Below are 18,262 nucleotides of genomic sequence, written 5' to 3'. Positions count from 1 at the left end.
AACGGCTCGCGCCGGGCGCCTATGTCAGGTGGGCCGCCGACCCCCTCACGGGTTCACCACTTCGTGAATCGTGCACGGCACCGCGAGTGTCAGCCTGCCGCTCGCCACATCGCGCCGGTCGAGTCTGACCGTCTCGAGCCCGGATGCTTCAACCGCCGCGGTCACGTCGCGGTTCCACCGGCATCCGGAGACCCGTCGGGTGATCGGACTGGCCAGGTCCTGCAGGCGCCGACGCCAGGTCTGCGGCGGGGCAGCGACGTGGTCGATGAAGAGTGCGGTGCCGCCGGGTTTCAGGACGCGCCGCACCTCGCGCAGCACCCGGTCGACGTCATCGACCGAGCACAGCACGTAGGTGGAGAAGACCGCGTCAACGCTCCCGTCCTCGAGCGGGATGTTCTCGCCGCCAGCCGCCAGCGGCGGCTCGGTGTGACCGTGCCCGGTGGCGTTGCGTCGCAATTCCCGGCGAGCGGAGACGGACGGCTCGAGGCCGATCCAGCGAACGCCCGGCGCGAGTTCCTCGAAGTTGGCGCCGCTGCCCGCCCCGAGTTCCAGCACCGTGCCGCGCAGGGCGCCGATCGCCGCGCCCCGCAGCTGGTCGAAGTCCTGCCAGCTGGTCCTGTCCATTGCCTCCAGCGTACGGGCAGTGCGCGAGCTAGGGCACCCGTTCCAGACGCTGGCGTGCCCGACGCCGCCGCAAGCCATCGCGCTCCGGCGGCAGGATGCGCGCCGCCACCAGCTTCGCGATCGCCGTTCGCGCCGGCGACTTGGCCACGGCATCCGGGAGCGACCGTCCGGAGAGCATTGCCGCGTCGAACGCCGCCTGATCGAAAGGGATCATGACCGCCCCGCTGATGCCACCGAAGCGCTGCAGCGTCTGTTCGACCTGGCCTGCCGGGTTCAGGCCGATGACGCTCGAGCGCAGCTTGTTCATCACGACGGTGATCCGCTCGGCATCGACCATCTCCACCAGGTCGACGTGGGCGCGGAGAAAGCGTGACAGCCCGACCGGATCTGCCGCTCCGACCGCGATGACCCGGTCGGCCTCGCGCAGCGCGCTGATGGTCGCGGCGTTGCGGCGCGGGGCGAACAGGTCGCTGGAGATCTCCTCGTCGTTCTCGAGGCTGAAGCCCGTGTCGAGCACCGTGTAGTCGACCCAGTCGCGGCAGTGGGCGATGACCGACACCACCCGCTGGGCGGAGAGCTCAGGCCACCGGCTGGCGCGGCCGATGCCGGTGAGCACCCAGAAGCTGCCGTGCCCGGAGCGGTAGCGCTGGCCGACGCGTTCGAGCTCGTTGCGGTCGAGGGCGCCGGTGCCCGCCAGGCGGCAGGCTGCCGCGAACCCCGGGGCTTCGTCGAGCAGCCCGAGCGCGGGCGCAACCGACCCGCTGTGCGTGTCGGCGTCGGCGAGCGCCACAGAGTGCCCGGCCGCGGCCAGCTCGGCGGCGATGCCGATCGCGAGCGAGGTTCGGCCGGGTGCGCCTGCCGGTCCCCACACCGCGATCACCTGGCCCCGCACCGGATGCGATGGTGCCGGAGCCTGCTCGGCTCCGACCAGCAGCGCCTCGATCTCCGGCCAGGCGGCGGTCGCCGGAACGACCTCGCGGATGCCCAGCCCCGCCACGACGGTACGCTCCGCTTCCGTGCTGGTGAGCACAATCATCCGGACTCCGGCGTCATCACTCGCGGCGACCAAACTCGCGTCCAGCAACGCCGCGGCGACGATCGCGAAGTCCGGGGCGGAGGATGCGAGCACCGCCGAGAGGGCGTCCGCGTCATCGACGCGCGCGACGAGTTCGTACCCGTGTCGGGCGAGTTCGCCGACGAACCGGTTCTGGAGCTCCGCCGGCAGGGCCACGGCGACCTTCTTCACGTCAGTCCCCGACCGGAAGGCTCACCGGCACGAGCGCGATCGCATCCCCGTTCGCGACGGCCTCGAGCACGCGCGCGATGCGTTCACGCGGCACGAGCACCTCAACGGCGGTGCCACGACCGTCCGCGATGATGCCGCTCTCCTCGAGGATCCGCACGACCGTTGCCGAGCCGACCAGCACCGCGGGTGGGCCGAACAGGCCGTTCTCCACCTCATCGGCTGCCCAGATGTCTACCACCGCGGCGGGGCCGACCGCTCGCGACAGCTGGCCGCTCACGGTGACGACGACGGATGCCACGCGTAGGCCGCCCGGGTCCCCGATCGCCGACATCGGCACCAGTTCACCCTTGTCAACACTGCGCACGACCACCAGGCCGCCATCCGGCAGTTCCTCCGCAGCCAGGTAGTCGCCGGCGGCACCGCCGAGCCGCACGCTCTCGACGACGAGATCCGCCTCGGTGATCCGGTCACCGGGAGTCAACGGGCCGCCGGCCGCATAGACCTGCACGCTCTGGTCGGCAGCCGTCACGATCCCGAAGACGGCGACCACCGAGACGACGACAAGGCCGATCCCTATGGCAAAGCGGGCGTCGAACCAGAACGACTTGCGCCTCTCGTCCTTCACAGTGCGTTCTCGCATCGCCCCTCCGCATCCGGCCGCACGTCCCTGTGAGAGTCCATCGTGTTACCTGCGCCAGACGCGTGCGTGAAGTTATCCACAGCCCGGTTCCGACCGTGCGCCCCGGCCCATAATCGAGGCATGACCGACACCGATGCTGGCGACGCGCTCGCGCGGTTCCTGACCATCGCCGACACCGCCGAGATCCTGAACGTCTCGGTCAATCAGGCCTACGCATTGGTGCGGTCGGGTGAACTTCCCGCCATCAAGGTCGGCGGCCGCGGCCAATGGCGCATTGAGCGGGCCGTGCTCGAGGCCTACATCGAGACGCGATACGAAGAGGCCAGGCGCAGCGGACTGTGGAACCAGGCGGAGTTCTCCAATGTCACCGAGCTGGCGTTCGGCGACGCCTACAGCCGCACCAGCAGGAGCTGATGCAGCGGCACCAGCCGATACTGCAGCACATCGCGCTCGCGTCGGGCGCTACCCGGTTCGTGAACGGCGACATCGAAGTGGTCCCGGCCGACCCGGTCGATGGTGCCGTGGATGACGGCGGCCCCCACCTGCAATTCGAGCGAGCAGCGACGGCGGGCGAGGTCGCGCAGCACGAAGGTCAGGCTGAGCCGGCCGGAGAGCACGGGCGTGCCGCCGACCGGCTCGATCAGACTCTGATCGACCTGCGCGCGATCGACGACGATGCTGGCGACGGCCCACAACGGGATCACGCACTGCGTTTGCTGCCGCGCATCATCGACGAGCTCGGCGGTCAGCCAGTCCTTGCCGAAGCTACGCGGTCGGACCGCGATGGTCCTGCCGTCGGTCAGCACGAGCCGCAGCAGATACGGGTCGCCACCGGAGGCGTCGTGGATGGCGAGCAGCCGATCGCGGAGGGCGAGTCGCCCGATGCGGAGGCGTTCCTCTTCGCCTTTCAGGTCGACCTCTTCGGCCGCGAGCTCGTGCTCGAGTTGGCTCTCAAGGTCGTCGAAGAGGTTGTCCCAGCGCATGAGGCGACGGTAGAGCGCGGCACCGACATCCGAAGCAGGTTATCCACAGCCCCGTTTCGGGGGCATCGACAAGGTGGGCATCTGTCTGTTTTAGTGTCCGATACATCCCCCATTCGGGGGCAGAACGGCGAGTTCCCGTGAGAAGACGGAGCCGAGCATGACTGAAGCAGTTGGAGCAGGACCGGCAGCGCATGCCGTACCGATCGCGTCAACGCCGCGGTCCCGCCAGAACGACGAGTACTTCGGGCTTCAGCCCACACCGCGAGAGAATCTGCCGAGCCCCGAACCGCTCATCGAGAATCTCACCCGCTGTGTCATCGAGATCCTGGCTGGCGCGCGTGACCTCGACCAGATCGCCCGCTGGGTGAGCGACGATGTCTACCGCCACCTGCTGAAGCGTGTCGTGCTGTCGGCGCGGGCGCGCCAGGTGAAGGGTCGCCCGGTGGTCCGCCCCAGTTTCGCGATCGGCTCAACTCTGGTCTGCGAACCCCGCGACGGCGTCGTCGAGGCGGTCGTGGTGGTGCGGGGCAAGGCGCGCGTGCGCGCGGTCGCACTCCGGCTGGAGGGTCTAGACAGCCGCTGGCGGGCAACCGCGATCAACGTGCTCTGACGGCATGCGCGCGCGTTCCGCGACGGTTCCGGACAATCGCGCCCGGTGCGCCGGTAGCGGATGTCCGCAACGGGCGCGGAACGGCGCAACAGCGCGGATGTCCGCGCGGAACGGGACCGGCTAGCGGCCCTTCTTCTTGTCCTGTGCCCGACGCTGCGCGCGGTTCACCGGCGGCGCTGCCTGCGGTGATCCCGCCGGGCGCTGACCGAAGGCCCCGCGCTCCCCCTGCTGACCCTGCTGGGCCTGCTGCGCACCGGAGAACGTCGGGCTCACCTGCGACTGCTGGGCGGCCTGCGCCTTTGCGGTCGCGGCGTGCTCGAGCTGTCCCCGCTGGTTGCGCACCTCGACACCACCGTCGGCGCTCGGCGCCGAGTAGCTGAGGCGCTCGGTCGCCGCGGCCGTGCCGCCGAGACCCTTCGCCGCCACCGCGGTGCCTCCGGCGCCGGACACCTCGACCTCGAGGTTGAACAGGAAGCCGACGGTCTCCTCGCGGATCTGCCCCATCATGTTCTGGAACAGCGCGAAGCCCTCACGCTGGTACTCGACCAGCGGGTCGCGCTGCGCCATCGCACGCAGGCCGATGCCGTCCTTGAGGTAGTCCATCTCGTAGAGGTGGTCGCGCCAGCGACGGTCGATGACACTCAGCACCACGCGGCGCTCGAGTTCGCGCATAGCCTGGCTGCCGAGCTCCTCCTCGCGACGCTGGTAGGCGAGCTTCGCATCCGACAGGATCTCCTCGCCGAGCAGCGCGCGCGTGACCTTGCCGCGCGAACCGGCCTCGGTGAACAGCTCGTCGATCGTGATGGAGATCGGGTAGAGGGTCTTCAGCTCGGTCCACAGGGCGTCGAGGTCCCAGTCGTCCGCGTGACCCTCGGCGGTGTGCTCGTCGAGCACCTCGTTGATCACATCGTCAAGGAAGCTCTGGACCCGGTCGTGCAGGTCGTCGCCCTCGAGGATGTGCCGGCGGTCGGCGTAGATCGCCTCACGCTGCCGGTTGAGCACGTCGTCGTACTTCAGCACGTTCTTGCGGATCTCCGCGTTGCGCGCCTCGACCTGCGACTGTGCGCTCTTGATCGCGCGGCTGACGACCTTCGACTCGATCGCCAGGTCATCCGGGACGTTGCTGCGCCCCATGAGCGCCTCCGCCGCGCCGGAGTTGAACAGGCGCATTAGGTCGTCGGTGAGCGACAGGTAGAAGCGGCTCTCCCCCGGGTCACCCTGACGGCCGGAGCGACCGCGCAGCTGGTTGTCGATGCGGCGGGACTCGTGGCGCTCGGTGCCGAGCACGTAGAGACCGCCGACGTCGCGCACCTTCTGCGCCTCGATCTCGACCTGTCCCTTGATGCGCTCGAACACACCGTCCCAGGCTGCCTCGTACTCTTCCGGAGTCTCGGACGGGCTGAGTCCCTGCGCGTTCAGCTCCGAGACGGCCAGGAACTCGGCGTTGCCGCCGAGCATGATGTCGGTACCGCGGCCGGCCATGTTGGTCGCGACCGTCACCGCCCCGAGCCGTCCGGCCTGCGCGACGATCGCGGCCTCTCGAGCGTGGTTCTTCGCGTTCAGCACCTCGTGCTTGATGCCGCGCTTGGCGAGCAGCTTGGAGAGGTACTCGCTCTTCTCGACGCTCGTCGTGCCGACCAGGATCGGCTGGCCCTTCTCGTGCCGACCCGCGATGTCCTCGACGACCTGCCCGAACTTCGCCTGCTCGTTCTTGTAGACGAGGTCCGACTGGTCCATGCGCACCATCGGCCGGTTGGTCGGGATCGGGATGACGCCCAGCTTGTAGGTGCCCATGAACTCGGCGGCCTCGGTCTCGGCCGTACCCGTCATGCCCGAGAGCTTGTTGTACAGCCGGAAGTAGTTCTGCAGCGTCACGGTCGCGAGAGTCTGGTTCTCGGCCTTGACCGCGACACCCTCCTTGGCCTCGATGGCCTGGTGGATGCCCTCGTTGTAGCGGCGCCCGACCAGGATGCGTCCGGTGTGCTCGTCGACGATGAGCACCTCGCCGTTCATCACGACGTAGTCCTTGTCGCGCTTGAACAGGGCGGATGCCTTGATCGCGTTGTTGAGGAACGAGATCAGCGGCGTGTTGGCCGACTCGTACAGGTTGTCGATGCCGAGGTAGTCCTCGACCTTCTCGATGCCCGGTTCGAGCACACCGACCGTGCGCTTCTTCTCGTCGACCTCGAAGTCGGTGCCGGCGCTGAGCCGCTTGGCGATCTGCGCGAACTCGGTGAACCAGCGGTTCGCCTCGCCAGAGGACGGGCCGGAGATGATGAGCGGCGTACGGGCCTCGTCGATGAGGATCGAGTCCACCTCGTCGACGATCGCGAAGTGGTGGCCACGCTGCACCATGTCGCTCGCCTGCCACGCCATGTTGTCGCGCAGGTAGTCGAAGCCGAACTCGTTGTTGGTGCCGTAGGTGATGTCGGCGGCGTACTCCTCGCGCCGCTGCGCCGGCGTCTGACCGGACACGATGCATCCGGTCGTCATGCCGAGCGCACGGAAGATGCGCCCCATCAGCTCCGACTGGTAGGTCGCGAGGTAGTCGTTAACCGTGACGATGTGCACGCCACGGCTGGCGATCGCGTTGAGGTAGGCCGCGAGGGTCGCCACCAGGGTCTTGCCCTCACCGGTCTTCATCTCGGCGATGTTGCCGAGGTGCAGGGCCGCGCCGCCCATGAGCTGCACGTCGAAGTGCCTGAGGCCGATGGTGCGCACGGATGCTTCGCGCACCGCGGCGAACGCCTCCGGCAGCAGGTCGTCGAGGGATTCGCCGTTCGAGTAGCGTTCGCGCAACTCGACCGTCTCGTTGCGGAGCTCGTCGTCGGTGAGCTCCTTGAAGTCGTCTTCTAGGGCGTTGACAGCCTGCGCGTAGCGCTGCAGGCGTCGCAACAGCCGTCCCTCGCCGGAACGAAGGACGCGTTCGAGAACATTGGCCACCGAGTCACTCCAATTTGCGTATCGTCGGGGAGGGCACACCGGCACGCCGATGCGGCGGTGAAATCTTAGCGTTACCTAAGACTAACCCGCCGCACCGGCGTGACCCTCCGCGGTGGCTGGGTTGCCTGTGCGCTTCCTGTCAGCGTCCGCGCGAGCCTCCCGCGGCCGCCGCGCTCGTGTTCTCCAGATCCAGTCCGATCACTCCGTAGTCCCACCCCTTGCGCCGGTAGACGACGCTGGGCCGGTCGGATGTCGCGTCGATGAAGAGATAGAAGTCGTGTCCGACGAGCTCCATCCGGTACAGGGCGTCGTCGACGGTCATCGGGGTCGCGGGGAACACCTTGGACCGGATGACGACCGGGCTCCAGTCCTCTTCTTCCTCCGCTTCCGCCTCCATAACGGGGACGGAGCCGGTCGCCACCTGCTCCAACACATCCGCCGTCGCGGGAGTCACGTCGACTCCGGTGAAGCCCGTGGCGCTGGCCTCACGCAACGATCGCGGCCCACGCTTACCACGGTGAGCCTTCTGCCGGTCCTTGGCCCGGCGGATTCGTTCCATCAACTTGTCGAATGCCAGATCGAACGCGACGTACTTGTCGGCGCCCGCGGCCTCTGCCCGCACCAGCGGGCCAGGACCGATGAGCGTCAATTCGACACGATCGTCGCCGTTCGAGCCGTTCTTCTCGTTGTGCCGGGAGACCTTCACCTCGAACGCGAGAGCGCGTTCGGCAAGAAGGGAGACCTTTGCAGCCTTTTCGTTGACGTAGTCACGGAAGCGATCCGTGATCCCGGCGCCGAGCCCGTTGATGGCAGTGTCCATTGCGTCCTCCCCTTGTCTCCACTGCGCGTCGCCCAGGGTGACCAGGCGATTCGCGCCTTCTGTCCTCACACCGTAGCCCTCTCATCTGAAGAAGTCACCACGTGTTTCGGATGCGTTCAACTGCTAGGGGCGAACAGCCTCGGAGTGTAGGCGAGGGTCACCCCGGCCACTACTTCGCCCCCAGCTTCGGTGACCGCGCGCACGACCTCGTCGAGGGTCGCGCCGGTGGTCATGACATCGTCGACGGCGATGAATCGGCGTCCCATCAGGGAGCCCCGAGCGGCCAGCGACCCGGCGCGGTTCGCACTCCGCGCCTCGGTGCCGAGTGCCTTCTGGGTGCCGGTCGCACGCACGCGTCGCAGCACACGCGCCGGGTGCAGCCTCGCCTGGGCGAGAAGCAGTGGCACCGGATCGTAGCCGCGCCGTCGCCACGCCGCGCGGGTCGTCGGCACGACCACCAGTTCCACCGGGCCCGTGCGGGCGGCCACCCGGTGAAGGGTGTGCGCCAAAGGCACCGAAAGCGCTCGCGCGATGTCAGTTCTGCCCAGCTCCTTGAACGCCAGGATGGCGGTGCGCACCTGCGCCTCGTAGAGCAGCGCGCTGTGCACCGGTGTCCCGTCGGCGAGCGGATGCCGGTGGTCGCCCGCGGCGAGCGCACGCCGGCATCCGGAACACAGCGCGCGATCAGCCGCCCCACATCCGGCGCAGTCGACTGGCAGCAGCACAGCGACGGCATCCAGCACCGCTTCACGGAGGGCAGGCAGGCTCGCACGCATGCCCCAGCACTACTCGGGACGACCGACGGCGCGACCGAATTCGACGGCCAGTTGTGCAGAAGCCGGGTCAGCGCTGGGTTGCGATGAACTCGACGGTGAGCTGGGAGCGCTGCCAACTGCTGCCGCGTGGTGCGCTGAGCACACCGTCATCGCCGAGCACGCGGATGCCGAGTCGGCCGTTGCCTCCGACAATGGCGACGGATGGCCCTGGCCTTCCGAGTTCGGTGGCCACACCGCCGAGCTCGTGCAGGTTCACCTCGTGTTGCACATCGTCGACGACGAGCGTCGCGACATTGAGCTGGTCGACCCACGTGGCGTCGATTGCGACGTCCGCCTCCAGGTTGGCGTCGAGCAGCGGCTCCGCCACAAGCCCGGTCGGCGCGAACCCGCGGGCGGCATCGCGGACGATGCCCGAGACGATGAGACGGGCCCCGGATGGGGTCTGCAGGAGGGTAGCCAGCCTCGTGCCGTCCCGCGAGACGTCGATCGACACAACGCGTGATGAGCCGGGCAGGGAACTGGCGACGGGATTCGCCCCACCGGTGAAGTCGAACGCGATCATGCCGTTCGGGATGTCGGCGGGAACCGACCAGACGTATCCGTAGTCATCCATCGTCGGCGAAACCAGGCCCGGCCGTGAGTCGAGTACTGCCGGGGGCAGTTCACCGGTGCGCGCGACGTACACCGATCCGTCCGCCCCCCTGACCGCCGCCGCGATCGAGGCGGCATTGAGCGTAGCTGCGGTGGCGCCGAGCGCGACCACCTTCTCGCTGAGCGCGGGGATGGGGGTCAGCTCGCTGCCCGAGCTGTGCCCGAACTGATCGTCAACGAGGACCAGCGGGCGGGCGTCGACGGTCGGGTTCACTTCTGGCACGTCGGCGCCCAGCGACGTCACCGGTACGTGAACGCCCCCGATCGTAATGTCGACGGTCGTGATCCCCGAGACGCTCGACAGGCTCTGGCTCAATTGCAGCCGCATGAGCTGCCGCTGCCGATCACTCGCGGCCGCGGCCTCGGACGAGAGCGGGACGGTGGCGGTGTTCTCGTCGACCGCTACCGTGTTGCCCGCTTCGAGTTGCGTGCCCTCCGGGAACTGCGAGACGACCGCGCCGCGCAACCTGTCCGGCGGCCCCTGCAGGAGCGCTGAGACGATACGCGTGGCGGTGGTACCGCCCGGGTACCACCGCTGGTCGGGCACCAGGTAGCGGAGGTCGAGGTCGTAGAAGTAGATGGAGTGCGGGCTGAAGATGCGGGTGAAGGTGCTCTCGGGCACCACGATGCCGTTCGGTGCCTCGGCGATGCGCCACTCGCCGCCCTCCTGCACGAAGCCGTAGGTCAGTGTCTGCTGCGCGGACGGATTCGCGGTGTAGTAGCCGCGCTCGTCGAGTTGAGCGTGCGTGTTGAAGGTGAACTCGATATTGGTCGCGTCGACGACCCGGAACGCCGGCGGCGCGTTGCTGCGGATGAGCACGCTCTGCCGCGGATCCCACTCGCTCCGCACATCCTCGGCGAGGAACTGCCGCGCCACCTCGTAATCCCCCTTCGGACCATTGAACGCGGCGACGAAGCCCTGCAGGATCCCGAGCTGGTCGTCCCCCGCTGTGGGCCCGAACGGGTTGAAGACGATGCCGTCGTCTGCTGCTTCCTCCGCGACCGGTCCGGCCTGCACGCTTCCCTGGGTGGGAATGCCGACGCACGCGGCCAGGAGCACGAGCAGGGCTCCGGATGCTCCGGTCGCGAGCAGCGCACGGGCGATCGTCGATCGGGTCATCACTGGTCCACCTCCAAAGCCTCGACCGGGCTGCCAGGCGGCAGGTCGACGGGCGACTCACCCGGATCGGTGCCGACTTCCCGCGGAAGGGTGAGCCGGAAGCAGGTCCCGGCATCCGGCTCGGACCACACCTCAAGCCTGCCACCATGCACGATGGCGTCCTCGAGCGAGATGGCAAGGCCAAGGCCGGTGCCGCCGATGGTGCGCTGTCGCGACGGGTCGGCTCGCCAGAACCGGTTGAACACCTGCGAGAGGTGCTCCTTGGCGATGCCGGCGCCCTGGTCTTGGACGGTGATGGCCACCGCGGTCTCGTTGCTGTCGATGGTGACGACGATCGGTTTGCCCTCGCCGTGCTCGATGGCGTTGCCGATGAGGTTGCGCATGATCCGGCGCACCCGACGGGCGTCGACGTCGACCGGGAAGTAGCCTCCGCTCGCCACGAGCCGCAACTGGCTGCCGTGCTCGCCAGCGACAAGACTCATCGAGTCGATGGACTCTTCGACCAGCCGCACCAGGTTGGTCGACTCCAAGTCGAGTTCGATCGCGCCGGCGTCGTACCGGCTGACCTCCAGCAGGTCGGCGAGCAGCACCTCGAACCGCTCCACCTGGGTGTGCAGCAATTCGGCGGTGCGCGCCGTCGTCGGGGGGAAGTTCTCGCGCTGGTCGTAGAGCACGTCACCCGCGAGGCGGATGGTGGTGAGCGGCGTCCGGAGCTCGTGCGACACATCCGACACGAACCTCTGCTGCACGCGGGACAGCTCGGCCAGGCGGGTGATCTGGGTCTGCAGGCTGTCGGCCATGTCGTTGAACGATCGGGCGAGGGTGGCGAGCACGTCCTCACCCTTGACCGGGATGCGCTCCTCCAGTTGACCGGCCGCGAGCTTCTCGCTCGTCTCCGCGGCGGTGTTCACCGGGTCGACCACGAGGCGCACGACGAAGTAGGTGATCAGTCCGCTGAGGGCGACCAGCACCAGCGAGCCGATGATCAGGGTCTGCTGCACGAACGTCAGTGTTTCCTGCGCGTCTCCGAGGTCATAGACAAGGTACAGCTCGTAGAAGCCCGCGTTGGGAACGGTCAACAGCGACCCGGAGGCGATGCCCGGAGAGCCATCGGGCAGCTGCACCGACTGCCACCACACCCGCTCTGCGGTGGTGTCCTGAGCCACGGACTCCCGGAGTGAAGGGGTGATGGTTTCCGCCGGGAATCCCTGGCTTTGGGTCGGCTGCAAGGTGACCGGCGTCTGCTGCCCAGGCACCCGCATGATCGCGACGCCGATGCTGCCGGGGCTGGTCGTCGACCCCCGGATGGTGCTCGTGACGTCACCGCTCAACTGGTCGAGGTCGACAGTGTCTCTTGCCAGGTCGGTGTCGAAGATCGACTGGGCAAGATCGCTTGCCCGGCGTGATTCGGCGAGCACCTGATCGAGCCGGCTGTCGAACAGGTTGTTGCCGATGCTGACCGCCATGTAGGAGCCAACGATGGTCACCGCGAAGCCGGAGAGCACGATGGCGATCGCGACGGTGCGGAACTGCAGCGAGCGCCGCCAGATCCGGCCGACCGTCCGCGGCCACGAGCGCCAATCCGTGAGAACCGGGCGAACGGAGACGCTATTCGTTGGAGCCTGCACGATAGCCCACCCCGCGCACGGTCATGACGATCCGGGGGTTGTCCGGGTCCTCTTCGACCTTGGCACGCAACCGCTGCACGTGCACGTTCACGAGGCGTGTGTCCGCCTTGTAGTGATAGCCCCAGACCTGCTCGAGCAGCATCTCGCGGGTGAAGACCTGATGCGGCTTCGACGCGAGCGCGACCAGCAGCTCGAATTCGAGCGGGGTCAGGTTGATCTTCGTCTCGCCGCGGCGCACCTCGTGTCCGGCGACGTCGATGGTCAGGTCGCCGACCTGCAACGTGTCGACGGTGGCCTGCGGCGACGGGCGGAGACGTGTCCGGATGCGAGCGACCAGTTCCTTGGGGTTGAACGGCTTGACAACGTAGTCGTCGGCTCCGCTCTCGAGCCCGCGCACGACATCAGTCGTGTCCGACTTGGCTGTCAGCATGATGATCGGGACGCCCGATTCGGCGCGGATCTCGGCACACACCTCGATGCCGTCCTTGCCCGGCAACATGAGGTCGAGCAGCACGAGCTCCGGCCGGGAGGCCTGGAACGCGGCGAGCGCCTGGGAGCCGTCACCGCAGAAGACAGGATCGAAGCCCTCAGCGCGCAGGACGATGCCGATCATCTCCGCAAGCGCGGTGTCGTCGTCGACCACCAGAATTCGAGCCGTCATCATCCTTGTCTTACATTAAGGGGGTCTCGGGCCTGAATCAAAAGGAATGGGACCCGGGTTGCCCAACTTTCGCATAACAGTAGTCGAGTGTGGAACGATAATCGCGTGACGCATCCCGGGCGCTGTGCCCGGCTGAGGGGACGATGAATGGCGGACGAGCAGAACTGGCAGCCACCGGAGTGGAAGCCGGAGGCCACGTCGCCGTCACCGTTCGGTGCAGCGCCGTCCCAGCAGCCACCACCCCCCTCGGCGCCGCCCACCTGGACTCCGCCGCCGAAGCCGGGTCTGATCCCGTTGCGGCCGCTCGACCTCGGCGCGATCCTCGGTGCATCCTTCAGGGTGCTGCGCCGCAACCCGAAGGCCACCTACGGCACGTCGCTGATCATCTTCGGCGTGATGTCGATCGTCACGACGTTGATCGTCGGACTCGTCACGTTCGGTGTTCTCGCCCGGCTTGACCGAGCGGCGGCCGAGGACGAGAACACCATCCTGGCGGGCTCCCTCGCGGCGATCGCCCTTGCCGGTGTCGCAACGGCCGCGCTCTCCGTCATCGGCGGCGCGGTCCTGCAGGGCATCCTGGTGCTCGAGGTCGCGCGCGGCGCGCTCGGCGAGAAGCTGCGGCTGCGGCAGTTGTGGCGTCTCGCCAAGGGCCGGATCGGCGCGCTGATCGGCTGGAGCATGCTCATCGCGCTGGCCATCATCATCGGAGTCGGCCTGCTGATCCTGGTGATCGTGCTGCTCGCCGCCACACTCGGTGACGTCGGGGCCGGTTTGGGCGTTCTGGTCGGCGTCCTCGGGTCGATCGGCACCGCAGTGCTCTGGGCGTGGCTGAGCACCAAGCTGGCCCTGGTGCCCAGCGCGCTCATGCTGGAGCGCACCAGCATCCGGGGCGCCGTCGCGAGATCCTGGTCGCTGACGCGCGGATACTTCTGGCGGACGTTCGGCATCCTGCTCCTGGTCGCCTTCATCGTGAATACCGCGGTGCAGATCGTCTCGACTCCGATCGGGTTCGTCGGCGGCATCCTGTTGGCGTTGATCGACCCGACAGGGTCGAACAGCCAAACCGCGATCACCGTCGCGGTGGTCGTCACGGTTGTCAGCCTGCTGGTCACGGTCGCGCTCGGGGCGCTCGCCGCCGTCGTGCAGGCCGCGACGCCCGCGCTGCTGTACGTCGACCTGCGCATCCGCAAGGAGGGGCTCGACCTCGAGCTGATCCGGTTCATCGAGCAGCGCCAGGCGGGAGGTGCCGAGCAGCCGGATCCGTACCGGCGCCAATCGGCCGCAGCAGCACCGGTACCGCCGGCTGAAGGGTCGCCTTGGATCTGATGCACGGATGGCTGCTCCGCGCCGACGTGCCCGTGATTCCGGATGCCGATCAGGCGCGCGACTGGGTACTGAATGAACTCTCCGAGCCGCAATACCAGGCCGCCCAGCCGACCTGGTTCGACTTGCTTTCGGCTGCCTTCGTCGACTGGCTGACCTCGCTCGACCTCACCGGCGGGGGCGCGTTCGAGTGGCCGGTCCTGCTCATCGCCGCGGCCGTCATCGCGGCACTGCTGGTCGCTGCCTTCTTCGTCTTCGGGCGGGCGCGGCTGAACCGGCGCAGCGCGGTCACCGGTGCCCTCTTCGGTGAGGACGAGACCCGGTCCGCCGACCAACTGCGCAAGGACGCCGCGGCGGCCGCCGCCCGCGGCGACTGGTCCACGGCGATCGCGGAACGGTTCCGTGGCCTTGCCCGCGCTCTCGCCGAGCGCACCATTTTCGGCACCAGCCCGGGGACAACCGCGCACGGCTTCGCGGCCGGCGCGGCTGCCTCCTTCCCTGAATACGCCGAACGGCTGGAGTCGGCCGCCGCTTCCTTCGACGATGTCCGCTACCTCGGACATCCGGGAGCCGAAGCCCAGTACCGATCCATCGCGGAGCTTGACGGCGACCTGCAGGCCGCCCGCCCCCGCCTGGCCGAGGGAGCCCTGCAGTGACGGTCCTGACGCCGACAGCGCGAGCTGCCGCCAGGCGTCACTCATTCTGGATCGGCATGGCCAGCATCGCACTGTTGGTCGTGCTCGTCACCCTGCTGATCACGCGTGCCGGGTCGGTCACCGGCGATCCGCTGTCGCCCACCAACGCAGCGCCGGTCGGTGCGATGGCCGTCGCCGAGGTGCTCGCCGATCAGGGGGTGACGGTCACACCGACCGGAAGCCTGGGTGAGACCTCGGATGCGGCATCCGGCGCCGACGAACCGACCATCTTCATCGTCGACGCCGACGACACCCTGGTGGGAAGCCAGCTCGACGACATCGCGGCCGACGCCGGGCACCTTGTGCTGATGTCCCCGGGCTTCGGGCTGCTCGACGGCTTCGCGCCGGAGATCGCGCTGGCGGGCAGCGTCAGCGGAGTGCTCGACGCCGACTGCGCGGTGGGCGCGGTGGATCGCGCCCAGAGCGTGCTCGGCGACGGTACTGGCTACCGGCTGGTCGGCGATGCACCGGATGCCATTGAGTGCCTGGACAGCGGCGATGACGTGTTCTCGCTCATCCAGTTGCAGCGCGACGGCTACCTGCTCACCGTGATCGGCACCTGGGACGCTTTCAGCAACGAGCGCGTCGCCGAGGAGGGCAACGCCGCGCTCGCGCTGAACCTGCTGGGCGGGGCGGACGACCTGATCTGGTACGAGCCGTCCATCGAGGACTCCCTCGTGCCCGGCGCGCCGACCGTCGGTGAGCTGACCCCGGTGTGGGTGTCGGCGGCGCTCGTCACGCTGTTGCTCGCGTTCATCGCCGCGGCCATCTGGCGCGGTCGTCGCTTCGGTCCGCTCGTCGTCGAGAACCTGCCGGTCACCGTCAGGGCTAGCGAGACGATGGAGGGCAGGGCGCGGCTGTACCAGAGTTCGTCGGCGCGTACGCACGCGATCGACACGCTCCGGATCGGCACCGTCGACCGCATCGCCCGACTGTGCGGCCTGCCCCGACTGGCGACCGTCGAGGAGGTCACTGCCACGGCATCCTCGATCACCGGCACCGACCGCGGTCGGGTGCACGCGCTGCTGCTCGGCGACGTGCCGAGCAGCGATCGCGAGCTGGTCGCGCTGTCCGACGCACTGCTTCAGCTCGAGCGTCGGGTCGCGCACGCGGTCGACCCGACGAGTCGCGCCACTACGACCGAGACACCCTTTTCCGAGAGCACCGAGGAGACAACCAGATGACGAACGAACTTCGCGCGCAGTTCGCGGCAGTGCGCACCGAGGTCGGCAAGGCCGTCGTGGGCCAGGGCGGAGCGGTGACCGGCCTGCTCATCGCCCTGCTCGCTGGCGGGCACGTGCTGCTCGAGGGTGTGCCTGGCGTCGCCAAGACGCTGCTCGTGCGTACGCTCAGCCGATCGCTGCGGCTCGACACCAAGCGCGTGCAGTTCACTCCCGACCTGATGCCAGGTGATGTCACCGGCTCGTTGGTCTACGACGGCAAGGCCGGTGAGTTCGAGTTCCGCGAGGGGCCGGTGTTCACCAACATCATGCTCGCGGATGAGATCAACCGCACCCCGCCGAAGACCCAGTCGGCGTTGCTCGAGGCCATGGAGGAGCGTCAGGTGTCGGTCGACGGCGTGAGCCGCCCGCTGCCAGAGCCGTTCATGGTCGCGGCGACGCAGAACCCGATCGAGTACGAAGGCACCTACCAGCTGCCGGAAGCACAGTTGGACCGCTTCCTGCTCAAACTGGTCCTGAACCTGCCCGAACGTGACGACGAGCTGCAGATCCTCGACCGCAGCGCCGCCGGATTCAACCCGCGCGACCTCGCGGCGGCTGGCGTCACCCCGGTGCTCGGGCCGTCCGAGCTGGCCGAGGCACGCGCATCCGTCGCCACGGTGAGCGTGAGCCAGGATGTCATCGGCTACATCGTCGACCTCGCCCGCGGAACCCGGCAGAGCCCGTCGGTCAAGCTTGGGGTCAGCCCGCGCGGCACCACCGCGCTGCTGAACGTCGCCAAGGCGTGGGCCTGGCTGAGCGACTCCGACGGCGTCACCCCCGACCACGTGCAGGCGATGGCGCTGCCGACCTGGCGGCACCGCATCCAGCTCCGCCCCGAGGCCGAGTTGGAAGGCATCTCGCCCGACACGATCCTCCGGTCGGTCATGCAGCAGGTGCAGGTTCCGATCTAGTGGCGATTTCCGGCTGGTTCGTTGCGCTCCTCGGCTTCGGGGTGGTGCCGATCATTCTGACCGGCAGCGAATGGATGCTGCCGGCCTGGGTCGGTTTCGTCCTCGTGCTCGCGGCCGTCGACCTCGCCCTGGCCGGATCGCCGCGTGCTCTGAACCTGTCTCGCGACCTGCCGGCGCGCGTGCGGCTCGGCGAGACGGTGCAGTCCACGCTGTACCTGCGCAACGACGGTCGCCGCGGCGTCCGCGGCCAGGTCAGGGACGCCTGGCAGCCGTCGGCCGGAGCACACCCGACCCGGCAGGACATCGACCTCCCGGCAGGCGAGCGGCGGGCGATCATCACCCAGCTCACGCCCGTCCGCCGCGGCGAGCGTCGCGCGGCCCATGTCACGGTGCGTTCGTTCGGCCCGCTGCGGATCGCGGCCCGACAGGCGACCATCGCCGAGCCGGGCGCCATCCGGGTGCTGCCGCCATTCAACTCGCGCAAGCACCTGCCGTCGCGGCTCGCGAAGCTGCGGGAACTGGACGGGCGCACGAGCGTGATGATCCGCGGGCAAGGCACGGAGTTCGACAGCCTGCGCGAGTATGTGCGCGGCGACGACGTGCGGTCGATCGACTGGCGCGCGACCGCCCGCGCCACCGACCCGAGCGGCGCCCAGAAGCTCATGGTGCGCACCTGGCGGCCGGAGCGGGACCGCCGCGTCGTGATCGTGATCGACAGCGGGCGCACATCGGCCGCGCGCATCGCCGGCGAACCGCGGATTGACACCGCGTTCGAGTCGGCGCTGCTGCTCGCGGCGTTGGCGACCCGCGCGGGCGACCGCGTCGACCTGGTGATCTACGACCGACTGGTGCGCGGACGGGTGCAGGGCGCGAGCGGGCCGGAGCTGCTGTCCCGCATGGTGAACACCATGGCGCCGATCGACCCGCAGCTGTACGAGCTGGACTGGGCCGCCGTGCCCGGCCTGGTGCGCTCGGTGACCAGCCATCACGCGCTTGTCGTGCTCGCGACGTCGATCGACACGGCTGGCTCATCACGCGGCCTGCTCAGCGTGCTGCCGCAGTTGACTCAGCGGCACACCGTGGTGGTGTCGTCGGTGACCGACCCCTCGGTGCTCGACGCGAGCCGTGAGCGCGGCAGTCGCGACGAGGTGTATCGGGCGGCGGCCGCCGAGCGCGCCCTGCTGGACAGCGCGCGCGTTTCTGCCGCCATCCGGCAGCTGGGCGCTGAGGTGGTCACCGGCGCCCCTGCCGACCTGCCGCCCACCCTCGCCGATCGGTACATCGCGCTGAAGGCCGCCGGCCGGCTCTGATCTCCAGCATGGTGTTTTAGGGAAGGCGAGTTACCCTAAGCGCCTGCTCCGCCGGGTGTTCAGCGACGGCAGCGGTCCACCCAGCGACGGGATGCGAA

At 68.7% G+C, this 18,262-nt stretch carries 17 protein-coding genes; 7 read left to right on the top strand and 10 right to left on the bottom strand.

The genetic code is table 11. From position 1 onward, the window contains the following. Nucleotides 1–45 precede the first annotated feature (45 nt). From HGK58_RS05580 to HGK58_RS05570, 3 genes are read right to left on the bottom strand one after another with little or no spacing between them, the layout of a single operon-like run. Nucleotides 46–624 carry a class I SAM-dependent methyltransferase gene (locus HGK58_RS05580; RefSeq protein ID WP_168626496.1) on the bottom strand — a complete coding sequence of 193 codons (579 nt, stop codon included), beginning with the start codon at nt 622–624 and terminating at the stop codon, nt 46–48. A 28-nt stretch (nt 625–652) separates the two neighbouring features. Continuing rightward, complete coding sequence (locus tag HGK58_RS05575; protein WP_168626495.1) at nt 653–1,870, bottom strand: regulator; 1,218 nt, start codon at nt 1,868–1,870, stop codon at nt 653–655. Nucleotide 1,871: 1 nt separating this feature from the next. Continuing rightward, the gene (locus tag HGK58_RS05570; protein WP_168626494.1) at nt 1,872–2,510 is read right to left on the bottom strand and encodes an SAF domain-containing protein; all 639 of its coding nucleotides are present in this window, start codon (nt 2,508–2,510) and stop codon (nt 1,872–1,874) included. A 120-nt stretch (nt 2,511–2,630) separates the two neighbouring features. On the opposite strand from HGK58_RS05570, the gene HGK58_RS05565 reads away from it, so the two are divergent. Further along, nucleotides 2,631–2,924: a helix-turn-helix domain-containing protein gene (locus HGK58_RS05565; protein WP_168626493.1), complete on the top strand. Its 294-nt coding sequence runs from the start codon at nt 2,631–2,633 to the stop codon at nt 2,922–2,924. Here the strand turns inward: HGK58_RS05565 and HGK58_RS05560 are convergent. Next, a complete protein-coding gene (locus HGK58_RS05560; protein WP_168626492.1) occupies nt 2,900–3,493 on the bottom strand; it encodes a hypothetical protein in 594 nt (197 codons plus the stop codon). The genes HGK58_RS05565 and HGK58_RS05560 overlap by 25 nt on opposite strands. A 157-nt stretch (nt 3,494–3,650) precedes the next feature. Between HGK58_RS05560 and HGK58_RS05555 the strand changes: the two genes are divergently transcribed. After that, complete coding sequence (locus HGK58_RS05555) at nt 3,651–4,103, top strand: Rv3235 family protein (RefSeq protein ID WP_168626491.1); 453 nt, start codon at nt 3,651–3,653, stop codon at nt 4,101–4,103. 120 nt (nt 4,104–4,223) lie between these two features. Here HGK58_RS05555 and secA read toward each other — a convergent pair whose 3' ends face one another. The 6 genes from secA to mtrA form a co-directional block, all read right to left on the bottom strand. Then, complete coding sequence (secA, locus tag HGK58_RS05550) at nt 4,224–7,046, bottom strand: preprotein translocase subunit SecA (protein ID WP_168626490.1); 2,823 nt, start codon at nt 7,044–7,046, stop codon at nt 4,224–4,226. Between the two features lie 139 nt (nt 7,047–7,185). Beyond that, nucleotides 7,186–7,866, bottom strand: coding sequence for a ribosome-associated translation inhibitor RaiA (raiA, locus tag HGK58_RS05545; protein ID WP_168626489.1), 681 nt, complete (start codon nt 7,864–7,866; stop codon nt 7,186–7,188). Between the two features lie 116 nt (nt 7,867–7,982). Beyond that, a complete protein-coding gene (locus HGK58_RS05540) occupies nt 7,983–8,642 on the bottom strand; it encodes a phosphoribosyltransferase family protein (protein ID WP_168626488.1) in 660 nt (219 codons plus the stop codon). A 67-nt stretch (nt 8,643–8,709) separates the two neighbouring features. Beyond that, nucleotides 8,710–10,413 (bottom strand): LpqB family beta-propeller domain-containing protein, encoded by a 1,704-nt coding sequence (locus HGK58_RS05535; protein WP_168626487.1) that lies wholly within the window; start codon nt 10,411–10,413, stop codon nt 8,710–8,712. Continuing rightward, on the bottom strand, nt 10,413–12,041 hold the full coding sequence (gene mtrB / locus HGK58_RS05530) for an MtrAB system histidine kinase MtrB (RefSeq protein ID WP_349236140.1): 1,629 nt from the start codon (nt 12,039–12,041) through the stop codon (nt 10,413–10,415). Before mtrB ends, HGK58_RS05535 begins: the two co-directional genes overlap by 1 nt. Beyond that, a complete protein-coding gene (gene mtrA, locus HGK58_RS05525; RefSeq protein WP_168626486.1) occupies nt 12,022–12,702 on the bottom strand; it encodes an MtrAB system response regulator MtrA in 681 nt (226 codons plus the stop codon). The genes mtrB and mtrA overlap by 20 nt, the downstream gene beginning before the upstream one ends. A 147-nt stretch (nt 12,703–12,849) precedes the next feature. On the opposite strand from mtrA, the gene HGK58_RS05520 reads away from it, so the two are divergent. Genes HGK58_RS05520 through HGK58_RS05500 form a run of 5 tightly spaced genes read left to right on the top strand, consistent with a single transcriptional unit; the run spans nt 12,850 to nt 18,164 of the window. After that, nucleotides 12,850–14,028 carry a glycerophosphoryl diester phosphodiesterase membrane domain-containing protein gene (locus HGK58_RS05520; protein WP_168626485.1) on the top strand — a complete coding sequence of 393 codons (1,179 nt, stop codon included), beginning with the start codon at nt 12,850–12,852 and terminating at the stop codon, nt 14,026–14,028. After that, the gene (locus tag HGK58_RS05515; RefSeq protein WP_168626912.1) at nt 14,028–14,681 is read left to right on the top strand and encodes a DUF4129 domain-containing protein; all 654 of its coding nucleotides are present in this window, start codon (nt 14,028–14,030) and stop codon (nt 14,679–14,681) included. The genes HGK58_RS05520 and HGK58_RS05515 overlap by 1 nt, the downstream gene beginning before the upstream one ends. Then, nucleotides 14,678–15,904, top strand: coding sequence for a DUF4350 domain-containing protein (locus tag HGK58_RS05510; protein ID WP_168626484.1), 1,227 nt, complete (start codon nt 14,678–14,680; stop codon nt 15,902–15,904). Before HGK58_RS05515 ends, HGK58_RS05510 begins: the two co-directional genes overlap by 4 nt. Further along, the gene (locus HGK58_RS05505) at nt 15,901–16,854 is read left to right on the top strand and encodes a MoxR family ATPase (RefSeq protein WP_168626483.1); all 954 of its coding nucleotides are present in this window, start codon (nt 15,901–15,903) and stop codon (nt 16,852–16,854) included. Before HGK58_RS05510 ends, HGK58_RS05505 begins: the two co-directional genes overlap by 4 nt. Then, nucleotides 16,854–18,164, top strand: coding sequence for a DUF58 domain-containing protein (locus tag HGK58_RS05500; RefSeq protein WP_168626482.1), 1,311 nt, complete (start codon nt 16,854–16,856; stop codon nt 18,162–18,164). Before HGK58_RS05505 ends, HGK58_RS05500 begins: the two co-directional genes overlap by 1 nt. The last annotated feature ends 98 nt before the right edge of the window (nt 18,165–18,262 follow it).

The organism is Cryobacterium sp. BB307, from assembly GCF_012274275.1.
In the GTDB taxonomy this organism is placed as follows: domain Bacteria; phylum Actinomycetota; class Actinomycetes; order Actinomycetales; family Microbacteriaceae; genus Terrimesophilobacter.
This window is presented reverse-complemented; position numbering and strand designations above follow the sequence as displayed.

Bases quoted from the DNA above. Each gene is read 5' to 3' on its own strand.
- HGK58_RS05515 (WP_168626912.1), top strand. From the start codon at position 14,028: ATGCACGGATGGCTGCTCCGCGCCGACGTGCCCGTGATTCCGGATGCC.
- HGK58_RS05520 (WP_168626485.1), top strand. From the start codon at position 12,850: ATGGCGGACGAGCAGAACTGGCAGCCACCGGAGTGGAAGCCGGAGGCC.
- HGK58_RS05560 (WP_168626492.1), bottom strand. From the start codon at position 3,493: ATGCGCTGGGACAACCTCTTCGACGACCTTGAGAGCCAACTCGAGCAC.
- HGK58_RS05535 (WP_168626487.1), bottom strand. From the start codon at position 10,413: ATGACCCGATCGACGATCGCCCGTGCGCTGCTCGCGACCGGAGCATCC.
- HGK58_RS05505 (WP_168626483.1), top strand. From the start codon at position 15,901: ATGACGAACGAACTTCGCGCGCAGTTCGCGGCAGTGCGCACCGAGGTC.
- HGK58_RS05540 (WP_168626488.1), bottom strand. From the start codon at position 8,642: ATGCGTGCGAGCCTGCCTGCCCTCCGTGAAGCGGTGCTGGATGCCGTC.
- mtrA (WP_168626486.1), bottom strand. From the start codon at position 12,702: ATGACGGCTCGAATTCTGGTGGTCGACGACGACACCGCGCTTGCGGAG.
- HGK58_RS05555 (WP_168626491.1), top strand. From the start codon at position 3,651: ATGACTGAAGCAGTTGGAGCAGGACCGGCAGCGCATGCCGTACCGATC.
- HGK58_RS05580 (WP_168626496.1), bottom strand. From the start codon at position 624: ATGGACAGGACCAGCTGGCAGGACTTCGACCAGCTGCGGGGCGCGGCG.
- raiA (WP_168626489.1), bottom strand. From the start codon at position 7,866: ATGGACACTGCCATCAACGGGCTCGGCGCCGGGATCACGGATCGCTTC.
- HGK58_RS05570 (WP_168626494.1), bottom strand. From the start codon at position 2,510: ATGCGAGAACGCACTGTGAAGGACGAGAGGCGCAAGTCGTTCTGGTTC.
- HGK58_RS05565 (WP_168626493.1), top strand. From the start codon at position 2,631: ATGACCGACACCGATGCTGGCGACGCGCTCGCGCGGTTCCTGACCATC.